Annotated in this window: 12 protein-coding genes; 6 read left to right on the top strand and 6 right to left on the bottom strand. The window is 61.7% G+C overall.

Features of this window, described 5'->3' with window-relative positions; translation table 11 throughout:
* The first annotated feature begins 263 nt into the window (after nucleotides 1–263).
* Together B0E42_RS26040 and B0E42_RS26035 are read left to right on the top strand one after the other, a co-directional pair.
* Nucleotides 264–1,394 carry a sensor histidine kinase gene (locus tag B0E42_RS26040; RefSeq protein ID WP_053177757.1) on the top strand — a complete coding sequence of 377 codons (1,131 nt, stop codon included), beginning with the start codon at nucleotides 264–266 and terminating at the stop codon, nucleotides 1,392–1,394.
* Nucleotides 1,395–1,490: 96 nt separating this feature from the next.
* The gene (locus B0E42_RS26035; protein WP_053177756.1) at nucleotides 1,491–2,582 is read left to right on the top strand and encodes an SMP-30/gluconolactonase/LRE family protein; all 1,092 of its coding nucleotides are present in this window, start codon (nucleotides 1,491–1,493) and stop codon (nucleotides 2,580–2,582) included.
* A 230-nt stretch (nucleotides 2,583–2,812) separates the two neighbouring features.
* On the opposite strand, the gene B0E42_RS26030 is transcribed toward B0E42_RS26035, so the two are convergent.
* The 4 genes from B0E42_RS26030 to B0E42_RS26015 all read right to left on the bottom strand — a co-directional run bounded on the left by B0E42_RS26030 (nucleotide 2,813) and on the right by B0E42_RS26015 (nucleotide 7,490).
* Nucleotides 2,813–3,199 (bottom strand): DUF1850 domain-containing protein, encoded by a 387-nt coding sequence (locus B0E42_RS26030; protein ID WP_053177754.1) that lies wholly within the window; start codon nucleotides 3,197–3,199, stop codon nucleotides 2,813–2,815.
* On the bottom strand, nucleotides 3,196–5,223 hold the full coding sequence (locus B0E42_RS26025) for a TRAP transporter permease (RefSeq protein WP_018611600.1): 2,028 nt from the start codon (nucleotides 5,221–5,223) through the stop codon (nucleotides 3,196–3,198). Before B0E42_RS26025 ends, B0E42_RS26030 begins: the two co-directional genes overlap by 4 nt.
* Nucleotides 5,224–5,302: 79 nt before the next feature.
* Nucleotides 5,303–6,253, bottom strand: coding sequence for a TAXI family TRAP transporter solute-binding subunit (locus tag B0E42_RS26020; protein ID WP_053177752.1), 951 nt, complete (start codon nucleotides 6,251–6,253; stop codon nucleotides 5,303–5,305).
* A 238-nt stretch (nucleotides 6,254–6,491) separates the two neighbouring features.
* Nucleotides 6,492–7,490 (bottom strand): LacI family DNA-binding transcriptional regulator, encoded by a 999-nt coding sequence (locus tag B0E42_RS26015; protein WP_077508305.1) that lies wholly within the window; start codon nucleotides 7,488–7,490, stop codon nucleotides 6,492–6,494.
* 167 nt (nucleotides 7,491–7,657) lie between these two features.
* Between B0E42_RS26015 and B0E42_RS26010 the strand changes: the two genes are divergently transcribed.
* The 3 genes from B0E42_RS26010 to B0E42_RS26000 all read left to right on the top strand — a co-directional run bounded on the left by B0E42_RS26010 (nucleotide 7,658) and on the right by B0E42_RS26000 (nucleotide 11,351).
* Nucleotides 7,658–8,833, top strand: coding sequence for a Gfo/Idh/MocA family protein (locus B0E42_RS26010; protein WP_077508302.1), 1,176 nt, complete (start codon nucleotides 7,658–7,660; stop codon nucleotides 8,831–8,833).
* Nucleotides 8,830–9,909, top strand: coding sequence for a sugar phosphate isomerase/epimerase (locus B0E42_RS26005; protein WP_018611604.1), 1,080 nt, complete (start codon nucleotides 8,830–8,832; stop codon nucleotides 9,907–9,909). The genes B0E42_RS26010 and B0E42_RS26005 overlap by 4 nt, the downstream gene beginning before the upstream one ends.
* A 209-nt stretch (nucleotides 9,910–10,118) precedes the next feature.
* Entirely contained in the window at nucleotides 10,119–11,351 is a 1,233-nt protein-coding gene (locus B0E42_RS26000) for a nucleoside permease (RefSeq protein WP_053177748.1), read from the top strand.
* Nucleotides 11,352–11,369: 18 nt separating this feature from the next.
* Here B0E42_RS26000 and B0E42_RS25995 read toward each other — a convergent pair whose 3' ends face one another.
* Complete coding sequence (locus tag B0E42_RS25995; protein WP_053177746.1) at nucleotides 11,370–12,026, bottom strand: polysaccharide lyase family 7 protein; 657 nt, start codon at nucleotides 12,024–12,026, stop codon at nucleotides 11,370–11,372.
* Between the two features lie 246 nt (nucleotides 12,027–12,272).
* Here B0E42_RS25995 and B0E42_RS25990 point away from each other — a divergent pair, with 246 nt between their 5' ends.
* Complete coding sequence (locus tag B0E42_RS25990; protein ID WP_053177744.1) at nucleotides 12,273–12,608, top strand: hypothetical protein; 336 nt, start codon at nucleotides 12,273–12,275, stop codon at nucleotides 12,606–12,608.
* A 221-nt stretch (nucleotides 12,609–12,829) separates the two neighbouring features.
* Here B0E42_RS25990 and B0E42_RS25985 read toward each other — a convergent pair whose 3' ends face one another.
* Nucleotides 12,830–14,593 carry an L-lactate permease gene (locus B0E42_RS25985; RefSeq protein ID WP_053177742.1) on the bottom strand — a complete coding sequence of 588 codons (1,764 nt, stop codon included), beginning with the start codon at nucleotides 14,591–14,593 and terminating at the stop codon, nucleotides 12,830–12,832.
* Between the last annotated feature and the right edge of the window lie 4 nt (nucleotides 14,594–14,597).

Below are 14,597 nucleotides of genomic sequence, written 5' to 3'. Positions count from 1 at the left end.
CGGCGGCCCACGGAGCAATGCCGGAGTGAGGGCACACCGAGCCTAGGCGAGGTGCCGAGTGGTGGGGCAGAAGCGTTTTGCTTACTTTTGCGCTTCTCAAAAGTGAGCCGCTGTAAGAGCGGAACCGCCAGCCGCCGTTACCGAAATAACGGATATACACACCAATAAAAATGAACAGCATTACCCACATTGTGCGGTGCTTTGCTGTACAACAATCAGGCCGCTGTGTCGTCTACAGCATCGCCCTACTTGCGGAAAAACCCATGCGCCTGGCCGATTTCATCCTCGACAATATCGAGCCGATTCTTCAGGCGTGGGAAGACTTCGCCAAAACCATAACCCCTGCGTCCCTAGGCATGGACTCCGTGGCCCTGCGCGACCATGCCGAGCAGATGCTGCGCACCATCGCCGCTGACCTGCGCACCTCGCAAACGCGCAAGGAGGCCATTGCCAAGTCCCACGGGGAGGCTCCGACGGCGGATGCCGAAACCGCCGCCGAAACCCATGCGGTCATCCGCCAGTCCTCGGGTTTTACCGTGGAGCAAATGGTTTCCGAATACCGGGCCCTGCGCACCAGCGTGCTCATGCTCTGGATGCCGCACACGCAGTTGGATCACAAGCAGGTCATGGACGATCTGATTCGATTCAACGAGGCCGTGGACCAGGCCTTGGCCGAGTCCGTCGTCAGTTACTCGGGGGCGGTGGATGCGTCGCGCAATATCTTTCTCGGGATTCTCGGGCATGACCTGCGCAGCCCCTTGGGCGCAATCCTGCTGAGTTCCGAAGTGCTGCTGCGGGCGGGGGACCTGCCCGCCAAAGCCACCAAGATCACGTCGCGCATCTACACCAGCGTCAAGCGGGCCAACAAAATTGTCGGCGATCTGCTGGATTTCACCCGTACCCAACTGGGTTCGGGTATTCCGGTGCAGCGCTTCAATGGCGATCTGGTGGCCGCCTGCGAAGGCATGGTGGAGGAGGCGCGGGCCTATCACCCGGAAAGCAAAATCCTCTTTGAAACGACCGGTGCCGTGGAGGGGCTGTTCGATCCGGCCCGCATGGAGCAGGTGTTCGCCAACCTGATTGGTAATGCCGTCCAGCATGGCGCCGAAGGCACGCCGGTGACTGTTTCGTTGAGCGTTGAAGAGGACATGGCCGTGATCGCGATCAACAACCAGGGCAAGCCTATCGAGAAAGAGGCCATTGCCAACATCTTCAACCCAATGGTCCGAAATCTGCGCAGCGGTGAAGCGCAGTACGGTTCCACGGCCGGGCTCGGACTGGGTCTGCACATCGCCTCGGCGATCGTATCGGCCCATCAGGGCACCATCGAGGTTCACTCGAAGGCGCGAGTCGGCACGACTTTTACCGTTCGTATACCGCTGCACCCGGACTGATCAATTGTCCGGACGAGCCGTCTCACATACTTGTACGATGTCTTATCACAGAGTAAAACTGTCGTCCCGTCCAATAATAATTAACGGAGACGCACGATGGATGCTTCGCAATCTGCAACCGCCGCCGATCAGGGCCGCCGGGTTTTCCTGAAAAAATCCCTGGTGGTCTCGGCCGCTGCCGCTGCCCTTGGCAACCTGCCGGGTCTTGCCCAGGCCGAACCCTTGAGCCAGCGTTACCCGGACCCGCTGATCAACATCCTTGACCCCAGCTTCATGGACTTGCGCATCTTCAACGCCAGCGTGGAGAAGCTCGCCACGGGCCTGCGTTGGGCGGAAGGGCCGGTGTGGGTCGGTGACGGTCGTTACCTGCTGGTCAGTGACATTCCCAACAACCGTATCGTGCGCTGGGATGAAATCACCGGCAGCCTGTCGGTGTACCGCGAAAATTCCAATTTCTCCAACGGCATGTGCCGCGATCGCCAGGGCCGGTTGCTGGTGTGCGAAGGCTCCACCACCGCCAGTGAAGGCCGACGCATCACCCGCACCGAGCACAACGGCACCCTCACCGTGCTGGCGGACAGTTTCGAGGGCAAGCCTTTCAACTCGCCCAACGACATCGTCTGCAAGCGCGATGGTTCGGTCTGGTTCACCGACCCACCGTTCCAGACCGGCAACAACTACGAAGGGCACAAAGTGACGCCTGTCCAGCCCCACGCGGTGTATCGCATCGACGGTGAAAACGGTAAGGTCACTCAGGTGATCGATGACCTGGCGGGGCCGAACGGGCTGTGTTTTTCTCCGGACGAAAAAACTCTCTACGTGGTCGAAGGCCGGGCCAAGCCCAACCGCTTGATCTGGGCGATCACGGTCAAGGATGACGGCACGCTGGGCGAGCGGCGCAAGCACATCGAAGGCCTGGATTACGCGGCGATCGATGGGATCAAATGCGATGAAAGCGGCAACCTCTGGTGCGGTTGGGGTGGCAATGGCGACCCCAAGGCCGACCTGGAAAAACTCGATGGCGTGCGGGTGTTCAACCCTGAAGGCAAGGCCATCGGGCACATTTCCTTGCCGGAGCGCTGCCCCAACGTCTGCTTCGGCGGCCGGGAAGGCAATCGGTTGTTCATGGCCGGCAGCCACTCGTTATATTCGCTGTTCGTGAATACCCGGGGGGCGACGTTTGCCTGAGTGAAACGGTTCTGCGTTGTGTCGAGGAGTTGCTCCTGCTGGGCTCTGTAGGAGCTGGCGAAGCCTGCGATCTTTTGATCTTGATCTTTCACTTGAGATTCAAGTGTCTGGGGAAAGATCGCAGCCTCGTTGCACTCGACAGCTCCTACACCGCTCCTACACAGCTCCTACAGGGCGCGCGTCAGCGGGAGTAATCGCTGGCCACGGATGTTCTGTGTTTTCTGATGGGTTCAGGATTGTTCGCAACTCCACAGCTCCACGGTCGGCTGGCCCTCTGTCGGCGGCCCCAGCCAATGGCTCATCGCCCGACAACCGCCATCGAAACACAACTGATAATCGCCAGCCTGCGGCGTGCGCCCCAGTTTCAGCGGTTGCAGGGGCGGCACCTGGCGTTGATAGTGCCAGCTGCCATTTTCCAGCCGGGCATTGTCGGGAATCTCCATGCCCGCTCCATTGCCCTTGACCCTGGCTTCACCCAGCACCAGGCCCTGTTCGCTGACGCGATAGTCTTCCTCCCAGCGGATCTTTTCGATGGTGTGGTTCCATGCCAGCGTGAAGTCGGCAACGGGAAGCTGGGCCCAGACCACGCCGGACAGGCCCAGGCACAAACCGATCACGCCAAGGCCCGCCCGGCACGTCGCGAGCGCCAGACGTGCTGGAAAATCAGCAACCCACCCAGTACGAAGCCAATCTCGTCGGTCAATGGCAGGGCTACCACCAGCAACGCGCCAGCGGCAAAGCACAGCAGGCGTTCCCAAATCGGCATTTTCTGTTGCAGGTAACCGGTGGATGCCATCCCCCAAAGCCCGACGGCCAACAACGTCTTGATCAGCATGTACGCGGTCATCCACAGGTTGTCGCCCTGGAGCATCAGTGCCGGGTTATAGACCGTCATGAACGGAATGACGAAGCCGGCGAGGGCGATGCGCACTGCCCAGAAGCTGATCTTCAGGCCACTTTCCCGGGCAATGGGCGCGGCGGCGAAACACGCCAGTGCCACTGGTGGCGTCAGGTCGGCGAGGATGCCGAAATAGAACACGAACATGTGCGACACGATCAGCGGCACGCCCAGTTCCAGCAGGGCCGGTGCGGCGATGGAGCTGGTGATGATGTAGTTGGGAATGGTCGGGATGCCCATGCCCAGTACCAGGCAGGTGAGCATGGTAAGGATCAGTGACAGCAACAGGTTGTCCCGGCCGATGGCGAGGATGTAGCCGGCAAAAGTGGAGGCCACGCCGGTCAGCGAGACCACCGCGATGATGCTGCCCACCAAGGCGCAGGCGATCCCCACCGGAACGGCGTGACGCGCGCCATCCACCAGGGCATGCAGGCAGATGACGAGGGTTTCCCGCGTGCCTTGCATGAACCAGCAGGCCACCACCAACACGCCGATCACCGCAAACACGACACCGATGCCCAGCCGGAAAAAACCGACGCACAGCAGCCCCAGCGCGATCCAGAAGGCACAGCGCAACGCGTAGTTCGAGACCTTGAGAATGATCGCCGAGCCAAGAATCACGATGGCCGTCAGCGCCAGGCCGACCATGCCGGAAAACAGCGGTGTGCGTCCGGAAAACAACAGGTAGACCAACACCCCGAGCGGGATCAGCAGGAACCAGCTCTCCTTGACCGCACCCCAGGCGCTGGGGCACTGGTCCTTGGGCAAGCCCTTGAGGTCGGAGCGCTTGGCTTCCAGGTGAACCATCCAGAACACCGAGCCGAAGTACAGGCACGCGGGTATCAATGCGGCCTTGGCGATTTCAACGAACGGCACATTGATGGTTTCGGCCATGATGAACGCTACCGCGCCCATCACTGGCGGCATGATCTGGCTGCCCATGCTGGACGTGGCCTCTACACCGCCGGCAAACGCCGCCTTGTAGCCGAAGCGCTTCATCAACGGGATGGTGAATTGCCCGGTGGTGACCACGTTGGCGATGCCCGAGCCGGTGATGGTGCCCATCAGCGCCGATGACACCACGGCTACTTTCGCCGGCCCGCCCAGTTTGTGGCCGAACAGGCCCATGGCGAAATCGGTGAACAGCTTGATCATGCCGGCCTTTTCCAGGAAGGCGCCGAACAGGATGAACAGGAAGATATACGTGGCCGACACGTAGGTGGGTGTGCCATACAGCCCTTCGGTGCCGAACGACAGTTGGTTGATGATTTGATCGACGCCATAGCCGCGATGGGCCAAGTCGCCTGGCAGATATTCGCCGAACAGGCCATAGGCCAGGAATACGCCGCAAATGATCGGCAGGGCGATGCCCATCACCCGCCGTGCGGCCTCGAACACCAGCACAATCAGGATCACGCCGATGATCATGTCGGCGGTGGTCAGGTCGCCGGAGCGCTGGATCAGGTCGGCCTCGAACACCCATTGATAGACGGCCGTCGCCACGCCCCCCAGGCTCAAGACCCAGGCCAAGGGTTGCCAGGGTCGCTGCTTGCCATAGGCCGGGTAGCTGAGGAACACCACCCACAGCAGGAAGCCGACATGCACCGCCCGCAGCACGATGCTGGAAACCGGAGAAAACGCGGCGGTGACGATCTGAAACACTGAAAACAACAAGGCCACGTAGAACAGCGTCTTGGGCCAGTCCCGCGGGTCCGTGGCGATGCCGTGCTGGTCTTCACTCATGAGGTGCCTGCCTTCTGTTCACATCCAAGGGGCGAAAACACGACGGCCAACGACAGCGAGCGCCGTTGACCGTATCGGGCTACAGCGCGCCCACTTCCTTGTAGTAGCGCTCGGCGCCGGGGTGGAGCGCGATTGGCAGGTTTTTCGCGGCGTTCTTCAGGGTGATGTCCTTGGCCGCCGAATGGGAGGTGCCCAGGCGGGTGAGGTTCTCGAACAGCAGCTTGGTCATTTGGTAGGCCACCTCATCCGGGACATCTTCGCGGGTGACCAGGATGTTGGTGATGGCCACGGTGGGTACGGCGTCGGTCTGGCCGTCGTAGGTATTGGCCGGGATCATTGCGTTCTGGTACGCCGGGTTGGCGATTTTCTCCACCACATCGGTGGGCACCGATACGTAGTTCAACGCCATGGTCGAGGCCAGGTCGCGAATGGCCGCCATGCCCAGGCCCGAGGATTGAAGCGTGGCGTCCAGTTGGCGGTTCTTGATCAAGTCCACCGATTCGGCGAACGGCAAGTACTGGACCTTCATGTCCTGGTAGGTCAGCCCCGCGGCCTTGAAGATGGCCCGGGCATTGAGTTCGGTGCCGGATTTCGCCGCGCCGACGGAAACGGTCTTGCCCTTGAGGTCGGCCAGGGTCTTGATACCGGACTCCTGGCTGGCGACGATCTGGATGTAATTGGGGTAGGCGCCGGCGATGGCACGCAGCTTGGTCAACGGTGCCTTGAAGCCGGCGTCTTCCACGCCGTTCTTGGCGTCCGCCACCGAATCGCCCAGGGCCAGGGCCAGCTCCCCGCGCCCGGCCTGCAGCAGGTTAAGGTTTTCCACCGAGGCCTTGGTGGCCTGCACCGAGGTCTTGGCGTCCTGGATGCCATTGCTGTAGATCTGTGAAAGCCCGACCCCGATCGGGTAATAAACCCCGCTGGTGCCCCCCGTCAGGATGTTGATATACACCGGGGCAGCCTGGGCCGCGGTGGTAACCGCCAAGGCGGCCGCGGCGGCCAGGAGGGTGAAGCGCTTGTTGACTCGCATGGGGGGACCTCTCCGTCTTGTTATGGCTTTATGCAGAGTTCTTCCACTGTAGTTCAAACGTGGGTGATGGCGAGTAAAGCCGTGGTCAGGAGGTTTTGTGGCGAGGGGATTTATCCCCGCTGGGCCGCGAAGCGGCCCCATTAATGAACAACCCAATCAAATTGACACACCGGAGCATCAGGTTTCAGGTCCGCTTCGCGGCCCAACGGGGATAAATCCCCTCGCCACAGGTTCCTGGTTATGCAAGGGGCGCCGTACTGCCACGCACCGTCAACTCAAACGGCAACACCACATGCCGCTCGGCAATCGGCTTTTTCTCGATCAAGGCAATCAGCATCTCCACCGCTTTTTGCCCAAACGCTTCGGCAGGCTGCGAAATGGTGGTCAGGGGTGGGTCGCAGTAGGCGGCGAACGGGATGTCGTCAAAACCCACCAGGGAAATATCCTCGGGTACCCGCAGGCCCATCTGCTTGATGCGCCTGAGCGCGCCGATGGCCATCTCGTCGTTTTCACAGAACAGCGCGCTGGGACGGTCGGCTCGCTCCAGCATCGCGCCAGCGCCATCATCGCCGGCCTTCAAAGTGAAGTCGCCATGGCAGATCAGGCTTGGGTCGACGGCGATACCGGCCTGGTTCAGGGCATCCTGGTAGCCGGCCACGCGGTCCAGGGTCAACGGGCTGCTGCGTGGCCCCTTGATGATGCCGATGCGGCGATGGCCGAGGCCGATCAGATGCTCGGTCATGGCCTGGGCGGCGGCGCGGTTGTCGAGGCTGATGGTCGGGTAGGGGGCGTGCTTGACCACTTCGCAGGCGTTGACCAGCGGCAGGCTTTCAGCGCCTGCGGGCATCGATTCGAAAGGATCGCTGGCGCGCAACTGGATCACCCCGTCGGCCTGGTGGGCGTAGACCAGGGCGGCGAATTCCCGCTCGATCTGCGCGCGGCCCTGGGTGTCGCACAGCAGCAATCGATAGCCCGCCGTCTGCGCGGCCTGCTGCGCGCCGCTGATCACCCGGGCGAAAAACGTATTGGCGATGGCCGGCACCAGGATCACCAGGTTGCCGGTGCGCCGGGAGCGAAATTGCACGGCCATCAGGTTGGGCCGATAGCCGGCCTGTTCCACTGCCGCGTTGACCTTGTCCCGCGTCTCGGGAAGCACCCGTTCGGGCGATTTCAGCGTTCTGGACACCGTGGCCACCGAAACACCCGCCAGCCGGGCCACTTCACGAATGTTGGACAAAATCACCTCGGGGAACAGGGGGTACGGTGGGGGAGCTTACCGCAGGTTGGGCGCGTGACAAATGTTCAGGCGTGAACCCGTTGGGTTTGACACGCAGGGAAACTGAGCCTAGATTTCCGCCATGATGTAACCGGTTACATCATCATCCTGACAGGAAGAGAATCGCGATGAATCCTGTAGCACCGAAAATAAGAATGGGCTTCGTCGGCGGTGGAGAGGGCGCCTTCATCGGCCAGGCCCATCGTCAGGCCGCGGGCCTGGACGGCGGTTTCGAACTGGTCTGCGGCGCCTTCAGCCGCGACCCGCACAACACTCGGCAGACCGGCACGGCCCTGGGCCTGGCCGGGTCCCGTTGCTACCACGACTGGCAGCAGATGCTCGACAGCGAAGCGCTGCTGCCGCTTGATCAGCGTATGGAATTGCTGGTGATCGTCACGCCCAATCATCTTCATGCACCCATTGCCAGCCAGGCCTTGAAAGCCGGGTTCCATGTGTTCAGCGAGAAACCCGCCGCGCTCGACCTCAATGAGTTGCTGGCCCTCAGGGAAGTGCTGCAAGGCAGCCGTTGCCTCTACGGCCTGGCCCACACCTACCTGGGCTATCCCATGGTGTGGCAGGCCCGGGACATGGTGCGCTCGGGCGTGATCGGCCAGGTGCGCAAAGTACTGGTCGAGTACCCCCAAGGCTGGCTCAGCCAGGATGTCGCCGCCCAGGGCAATAAACAGGCCGAATGGCGCGACGACCCCGGCCAGTCGGGGTTGGGCGGTTGCATCGGCGACATTGGCACCCACGCGTTTTCCCTGGCCGAGTTCGTCGCGGACCAGCCCATCCAACAGCTATGCGCCGCGTTGGGCACGCACATCCCGGGCCGGCAATTGGATGACGACGCCGCGATGCTGTTCAAGATGGCGAGCGGTGCCAGCGGCGCGTTGATCGCAAGCCAGGTCTGCACCGGCGAAGAGAACCCGCTGAAGATTCGCGTCTACGGTGACAAGGGGGCCTTGGAGTGGCGCCAGGAAGAACCGGCGAGCCTGATCCATCGCGCCTTTGACCAACCCCTGCGGATCCTGCGCAGTGGTGTCGGCCAGCCGTGGCTGTGCGCGGCGGCGACCCGGCGCATGCGCCTGCCGGCTGGGCATCCCGAAGGCTACCTGGAGGCCATGGCCAACCTCTACGGCGATTTCGCCCACGCCATTCGCAGCCATGTCGAAGGCCCTGACGCCCCAGGCGTGCCCGGTATCGAGACCGGCTTGCGGGGCATGGCATTCATCGAGGCCGTCCTCCTCAACCACCGTGGCGACGCGAAGTGGACCACCGTGCAAACCGGAGCATCCCTGCTGTGAATACCCTCGACACATCACCGAGCGGCCTGCGCGGCCCAGGCATTTTCCTGGCGCAGTTCATGTCCGCCGAAGCACCGTTCGACACCCTGGCCAATATCGCCCAATGGGCGGCGTCGCAAGGCTACAAAGCCATTCAACTGCCAACGTCGGGCACGCAGTACATCGATCTGGCCAGGGCCGCCGAGAGCCAGGATTATTGCGATGAACTCAAGGCCACCTGTGCCCAGGCTGGTGTCGAGATCAGCGAGTTATCGACGCACCTGCAAGGCCAGTTGGTGGCGGTGCACCCGGCGTTCGACGCGTTGTTCGACGACTTCGCCCCGGCCCATCTGCGCGGCCAGCCCCAGGCGCGGACCGAATGGGCGATCGAGCAACTCAAGCTGGCCGCCCGCGCCAGCCAGCGGCTGGGTCTCAAGGCCCATGCGACGTTTTCCGGCGCGCTGCTGTGGCCGTATCTCTACCCGTGGCCGCAGCGCCCGGCGGGCCTGGTGGAGCAAGGTTTCGCCGAGCTGGCCCGGCGCTGGTTGCCGATTCTTGACTGCTTCGATGCAGCGGGTGTGGACCTGTGCTACGAAATCCACCCCGGCGAAGACCTCCACGATGGGGCCTCGTTCGAACAGTTCCTGGAGGCGGTCGATCATCACCCACGGGCGGCGATTCTCTACGACCCCAGCCATCTGCTGCTGCAACAGATGGACTATCTGGGCTTCATCGATCGCTACCACGCGCGCATCCGCATGTTCCACGTCAAGGACGCCGAATTCCGCCCCGATGCCCGTTCCGGTGTGTACGGAGGCTACCAGGGCTGGGTCGATCGGCCCGGGCGGTTCCGCTCGTTGGGCGATGGCCAGATCGATTTCAAATCGATCTTCAGCAAACTGACCCAATACGATTTCAGCGGTTGGGCGGTTTTGGAATGGGAGTGCTGCCTGAAGGATTCGCAACAGGGCGCCGCAGAAGGGGCAGCGTTCATCCAGCGGCACATGATCAGCAAGACTGGCAAGGCGTTCGATGACTTCGCCAGTGTCACGGCGGATGAAGACTCCAATCGGCGGTTGTTGGGCCTGTTGAGGTAGCCGGCTCAACCCAAAAACCTGTGGCCAAAACCCAATGGCAAGGAAACCCATTGTGGGAGCAAGGCTTGCCCGCGATGAACGAAAACGCGGTTCAAGGGTTAGACCGCGGCGTGGCCATCGCGGGCAAGCCTTGCTCCCACAGTTGAGGTCCTTTTGTAACAAAAGCGGTGAGTTTTTTTCACAAGAACAACAATAAAACGGTGACTGTCATGACCACGATGAACGCACGCCTCAGCGTGATGATGTTCCTGCAATTCTTTATCTGGGGTGGCTGGTTCGTCACCTTGGGGACTTTTCTTTCCAGCACGCTGGGCGCCAGCGGCGGGCAGATCGGCATGGCGTTTTCCACGCAATCGTGGGGGGCGATCATTGCGCCGTTTGTCGTTGGCCTGATCGCCGACCGCTACTTCAATGCCGAACGGATCCTGGCGGTGTTGCACCTGCTCGGCGCGGTGTTGCTGTATCAGCTGTATTCGGCGGCGGATTTCAGCGTGTTCTACCCGTACGTGCTGGCGTACATGGTGGTCTACATGCCGACGCTGGCCCTGGTCAATTCCGTGGCGTTCCGGCAAATGCGCGACCCGGCGCTGGAGTTCTCGCGCATCCGGGTGTGGGGCACCATTGGCTGGATCGTCGCTGGCGTGGTGATCAGTTTTGTGTTCGCCTGGGATTCGCGCGAAGCGATCTCGGCAGGCGGTTTGCGCAATACCTTCCTGATGGCGGCCGTCGCGTCCCTGGTCCTGGGGCTCTACAGCTTTACGCTGCCGGCCACGGCACCGCTCAAGGAGCAGGCCGGCACAGGTGGTGTAAGGCAACTGCTGGGGCTGGACGCGTTGGGTCTGTTGAAGGATCGCAGCTACCTGGTGTTCTTCATCGCCTCGATCCTGATCTGCATTCCCTTGGCGTTCTATTACCAGAATGCCAACCCGTTCCTGGCCGAAACCGGGATGACCAACCCCACGGCGAAGATGGCCATCGGGCAGGTGTCCGAAGTGTTGTTCATGCTGCTGTTGCCGCTGTTCATCCAGCGCTTCGGCATCAAGCTGGCGCTGTTGGTGGGCATGTTGGCGTGGGCGCTGCGCTATGTGTTGTTCGCCTACGGCAATAACGGCGACCTGGCGTTCATGCTGTTCACCGGCATTGCCTTGCACGGTATCTGCTACGACTTCTTTTTTGTCTCGGGGCAGATCTACACCGACGCCAAGGCACCGGAACGCTTTCGCAGCTCGGCCCAGGGCCTGATTACCCTGGCGACCTACGGTGTGGGCATGCTGATCGGCTTCTGGGTGGCGGGGCAGGTGACCGATCACTTTGTCGTGGCCGGCGGTCATGACTGGCAGAGCATCTGGCTGTTCCCGGCCGGATTCGCGCTGCTGGTATTGGTCTGCTTCCTGTTTACCTTCCGTGGCCAGCAGGCGCTTGTTGCGCCGTCAAAGGCCTGAAGCAGGGCTGGGCGTCAGTCATTTGTGACTGACGCTCAGTTTGGTGTAGGTCACTTTCCCGCCTTCATTGGAATAGCCTTTGTTGTCCAAGGTGTAGACGCCGGCCTTGAAATAGAAATCGTAGCCTTGCCAGGACTTGTCCAGCTTCACCTGTTTGCCACCGTTGCCGATCAGCACCGAGAGCTGGCCTTGCTTGTCCATTTGCAGCGTGTACGAGAAGGATTTGTTCAAGGGTACCTTGGGCACGGTGTAGATCACCGGGCTCTTTTTGTCCTTGGGCTTGACTCGATATTCCACGTCGATATTGCCGGTGCCCTTTTCGTAGCGGTACACCAGTTTCAACAAGGGTGTCGGCGCATCCTTGGCGTGAATCTGCGCCACCACCACGCGGCCTTCGGAAGGCACCTGGTTCACCGACAGCTCGCCCTTGAGGGTGTTGGTGCCGCTGTTGTAGCGCCAGTTGCGCAACTTGCCGTCTTTGCCGGTTTCCCGCAGTTCCGAGCGCGGGTACTCGCTTTTACCGGTATGGGAGCCCGTGACCGGCGCCCAGAAGACGATCCGCTGGCCGTTGTTGTCGAAATACTTGTTTTTCAGGGTCGGCATGGCTTTGGTCGCCACGACCTGCGCCGGCGTTTGCACGGGCAGGGTAATGTTCCAGACAGTCAGGTCAATCATGATAAAACCCTCCAACGGGTCCGGCCGTTACCTATCGGCCGTCAAGGCAAGAACTGCCTTCCGTGGCGCAGTTTTCATGTTATCGACGAAGGCCTGCTTCGCTGGAGATGCAACTGACGGATGGCTCTGCGATGAGCCTTCCAGGCGCTGAATTGGGCGGATTATCGTGTGTCAATTTGTTGCTGATCGGTTAGAGTACGCGCCGCCCGAGAGACGGATCCCGGGCGTTTTCTCATGGAGTATTCAATGAACCACATCAGCAAAGTTGTCGCCTGCGCACTGTTCGGCCTGGCCCTGGCGGGTTGCACCGGTACCGCGATGAAAACCCAGCAATACGACAGCAGCCAATACACCGTTGTCGGCCACAGTGAAGCCAAGGCCACCGGCCTGCTGCTGTTCGGCCTGATCCCGATCCGCCAGAACAACCGTTTCGTGCGTGCCCAGACCGCAGCGATCAAGGCCAAGGGCGGCGACGCCATGATCAACACCCAAGTCCAGGAAAACTGGTTCTGGGCCTGGGTCCTGACCGGCTACACCACCTCGGTGTCCGGTGATGTGGTCAAGCTGAAAAACGTTCAGTAACACCCTGCTTTAAAGTAGGTGAGCGCCGGTTGTAAAGGCGCTTACCTGTGGCGAGGGGATTTAGCGAAACGTCGCACCGCCCCGCTGGGCTGCGCAGCAGCCCCCAAACCAGACAACTCGGTGTGCCAGGAAGATTGAGTTAACTGCTTTAGGGCTGCTGCGCAGCCCAGCGGGGATAAATCCCCTCGCCACAACAGCCCCGATCATGGCTGATTCTCGATTTACTGTCCGCCGACGACCATATGCGTGAACGGCGCCACATACGCCTGCAACGTCACCAGCCCGCCCACCAGAATCGCCAGCACCACCGAGTGGAAAAACACGTAGCGCAGGATCTCGCCTTCGTGACCGTACCAACGGGTCGCGGTGGAGGCGACCACGATCGACTGGGCGTCGACCATCTTGCCCATGACCCCGCCGGAACTGTTGGCCGCCGCCATCAGCACAGGGCTGAGCCCCAACTGCTCCGCTGTCACCCGTTGCAAGCCGCCGAACAGCACGTTGGAGGCCGTGTCCGAGCCGGTCAGGGCCACGCCGAGCCAGCCCAGCAGGGTGCCGAACATGGGGTAGAAAATGCCCGTGGCGGCGAAGGCCAGGCCCATGGTCGCGTCCAGGCCTGAGTAGCGCGTGAGAAACCCCAGGGCCAACATCGCCACGATGGTGATCAGCGAGTAGCGCACCACCCAGAGCGTTCGCAGGTAGTGATGCAGCAGTTGCGGGATGGAATAGCCCATCAGCAAGCCACCGAGAATCGCCGCCAGGAAGATGCCGCTGCCGGTGGCGGTGAACCAGTTGAACTTGTAGACCGCTTCCTCGGTTTTAGGCTGGGGCACCACGGGCGGGACTTTTTCGATCTGCTGGTGGATGGTCCCGAAGGTCAGCAAGGGCGAGAAGATCGGGTTGGCCTCGCGCATCGGTTTGCCCTGGGGGTCGAGCTTGGCCGATTGGGTCTGCGGGTCGATGGCCGGGCGGGTGTCGAAAATGTTCTTGAAGCCCTGGGTGCCCCAGGCGAACACGAATACCGTGAGGATGATCCATGGCATCCAGGCCCGTAGCACGGCGGGGCGGTTGTCGCTGGCGAAAGCGCCGCTTGCGACCGGTTGCTGTTGCTCGCTCGCTTCGATTTTCGAGTCATCGTGCCGGCCCGACAGCGCCGCCGAAGTGTGCACCGTGGCCGGCTTCCAGACTTTGAGGAACCCGGCGAGGCAAGCCATGGAGATCAGCGCGGCAATCACGTCCACCAGCATTGGCCCATGGTAGTTCGACACCAGGAACTGCGGGATGGCGAAGCTGACACCGGCCACCAGGATGGCCGGCCAGACCTCCAGCATCTTGCGCCACCCGGCGAAGGCCCAGATCAACCAGAACGGCACCAGCACCGAAAAAAACGGCAACTGCCGCCCGACCATCATCGACAGCTCCATCTCATCCAGCCCGGTGACTTTGGCCAGGGTGATGATGGGCGTGCCCAGGGCACCGAACGCCACGGGCGCGGTGTTGGCGATCAGCGCCAGGCCCGAGGCGGCCAGGGGCGAAAACCCGAGCCCGATCAGGATCGCGCCGGTCACCGCCACTGGCGTGCCGAAGCCCGCCGCGCCTTCGAAGAACGCACCGAAGCAAAAGGCGATCAGCAGCAATTGCAGGCGTCGGTCATCGGTGATGCGCGCGAGGGAGTCCTGCAGGACCTTGAATGAGCCGTTCTCGGTGGTCAGCCGGTGCAGGAAAATGATGTTGAGGACAATCCAGCCAATGGGCAGCAACCCGTTGGCGGCGCCATAAAGCGCCGCAGACCCGGCCATGCCGGCGGGCATGCCGAAGGCGAAAATCGCAATGAGCAACGCCGAGGCCAGGGCATACAACGCCGCCAGATGCGCCTTGACATGAAAGAACGCGAGGGACGCCAGCATCACCACCACCGGAACCGCCGCCAGGAGCGTCGACAGCACCGTATTACCGAAGGGATCGTAGACTTGTTGCCAGACCATGTTC

The sequence above is a fragment of the Pseudomonas sp. A25(2017) genome (assembly GCF_002001065.1).
GTDB classification, from domain to species: domain Bacteria; phylum Pseudomonadota; class Gammaproteobacteria; order Pseudomonadales; family Pseudomonadaceae; genus Aquipseudomonas; species Aquipseudomonas kilonensis.
Note: the sequence above shows the minus strand (reverse complement) of the source record. Positions and strands in the feature narration are given on the sequence as shown.

Excerpts from the sequence above, each read along its gene's own strand:
- B0E42_RS26040 (WP_053177757.1), top strand. The coding sequence starts at position 264 with ATGCGCCTGGCCGATTTCATCCTCGACAATATCGAGCCGATTCTTCAG.
- B0E42_RS26035 (WP_053177756.1), top strand. The coding sequence starts at position 1,491 with ATGGATGCTTCGCAATCTGCAACCGCCGCCGATCAGGGCCGCCGGGTT.
- B0E42_RS26025 (WP_018611600.1), bottom strand. The coding sequence starts at position 5,223 with ATGAGTGAAGACCAGCACGGCATCGCCACGGACCCGCGGGACTGGCCC.
- B0E42_RS26020 (WP_053177752.1), bottom strand. The coding sequence starts at position 6,253 with ATGCGAGTCAACAAGCGCTTCACCCTCCTGGCCGCCGCGGCCGCCTTG.
- B0E42_RS26010 (WP_077508302.1), top strand. The coding sequence starts at position 7,658 with ATGAATCCTGTAGCACCGAAAATAAGAATGGGCTTCGTCGGCGGTGGA.
- B0E42_RS26000 (WP_053177748.1), top strand. The coding sequence starts at position 10,119 with ATGACCACGATGAACGCACGCCTCAGCGTGATGATGTTCCTGCAATTC.
- B0E42_RS25995 (WP_053177746.1), bottom strand. The coding sequence starts at position 12,026 with ATGATTGACCTGACTGTCTGGAACATTACCCTGCCCGTGCAAACGCCG.
- B0E42_RS25990 (WP_053177744.1), top strand. The coding sequence starts at position 12,273 with ATGAACCACATCAGCAAAGTTGTCGCCTGCGCACTGTTCGGCCTGGCC.
- B0E42_RS25985 (WP_053177742.1), bottom strand. The coding sequence starts at position 14,593 with ATGGTCTGGCAACAAGTCTACGATCCCTTCGGTAATACGGTGCTGTCG.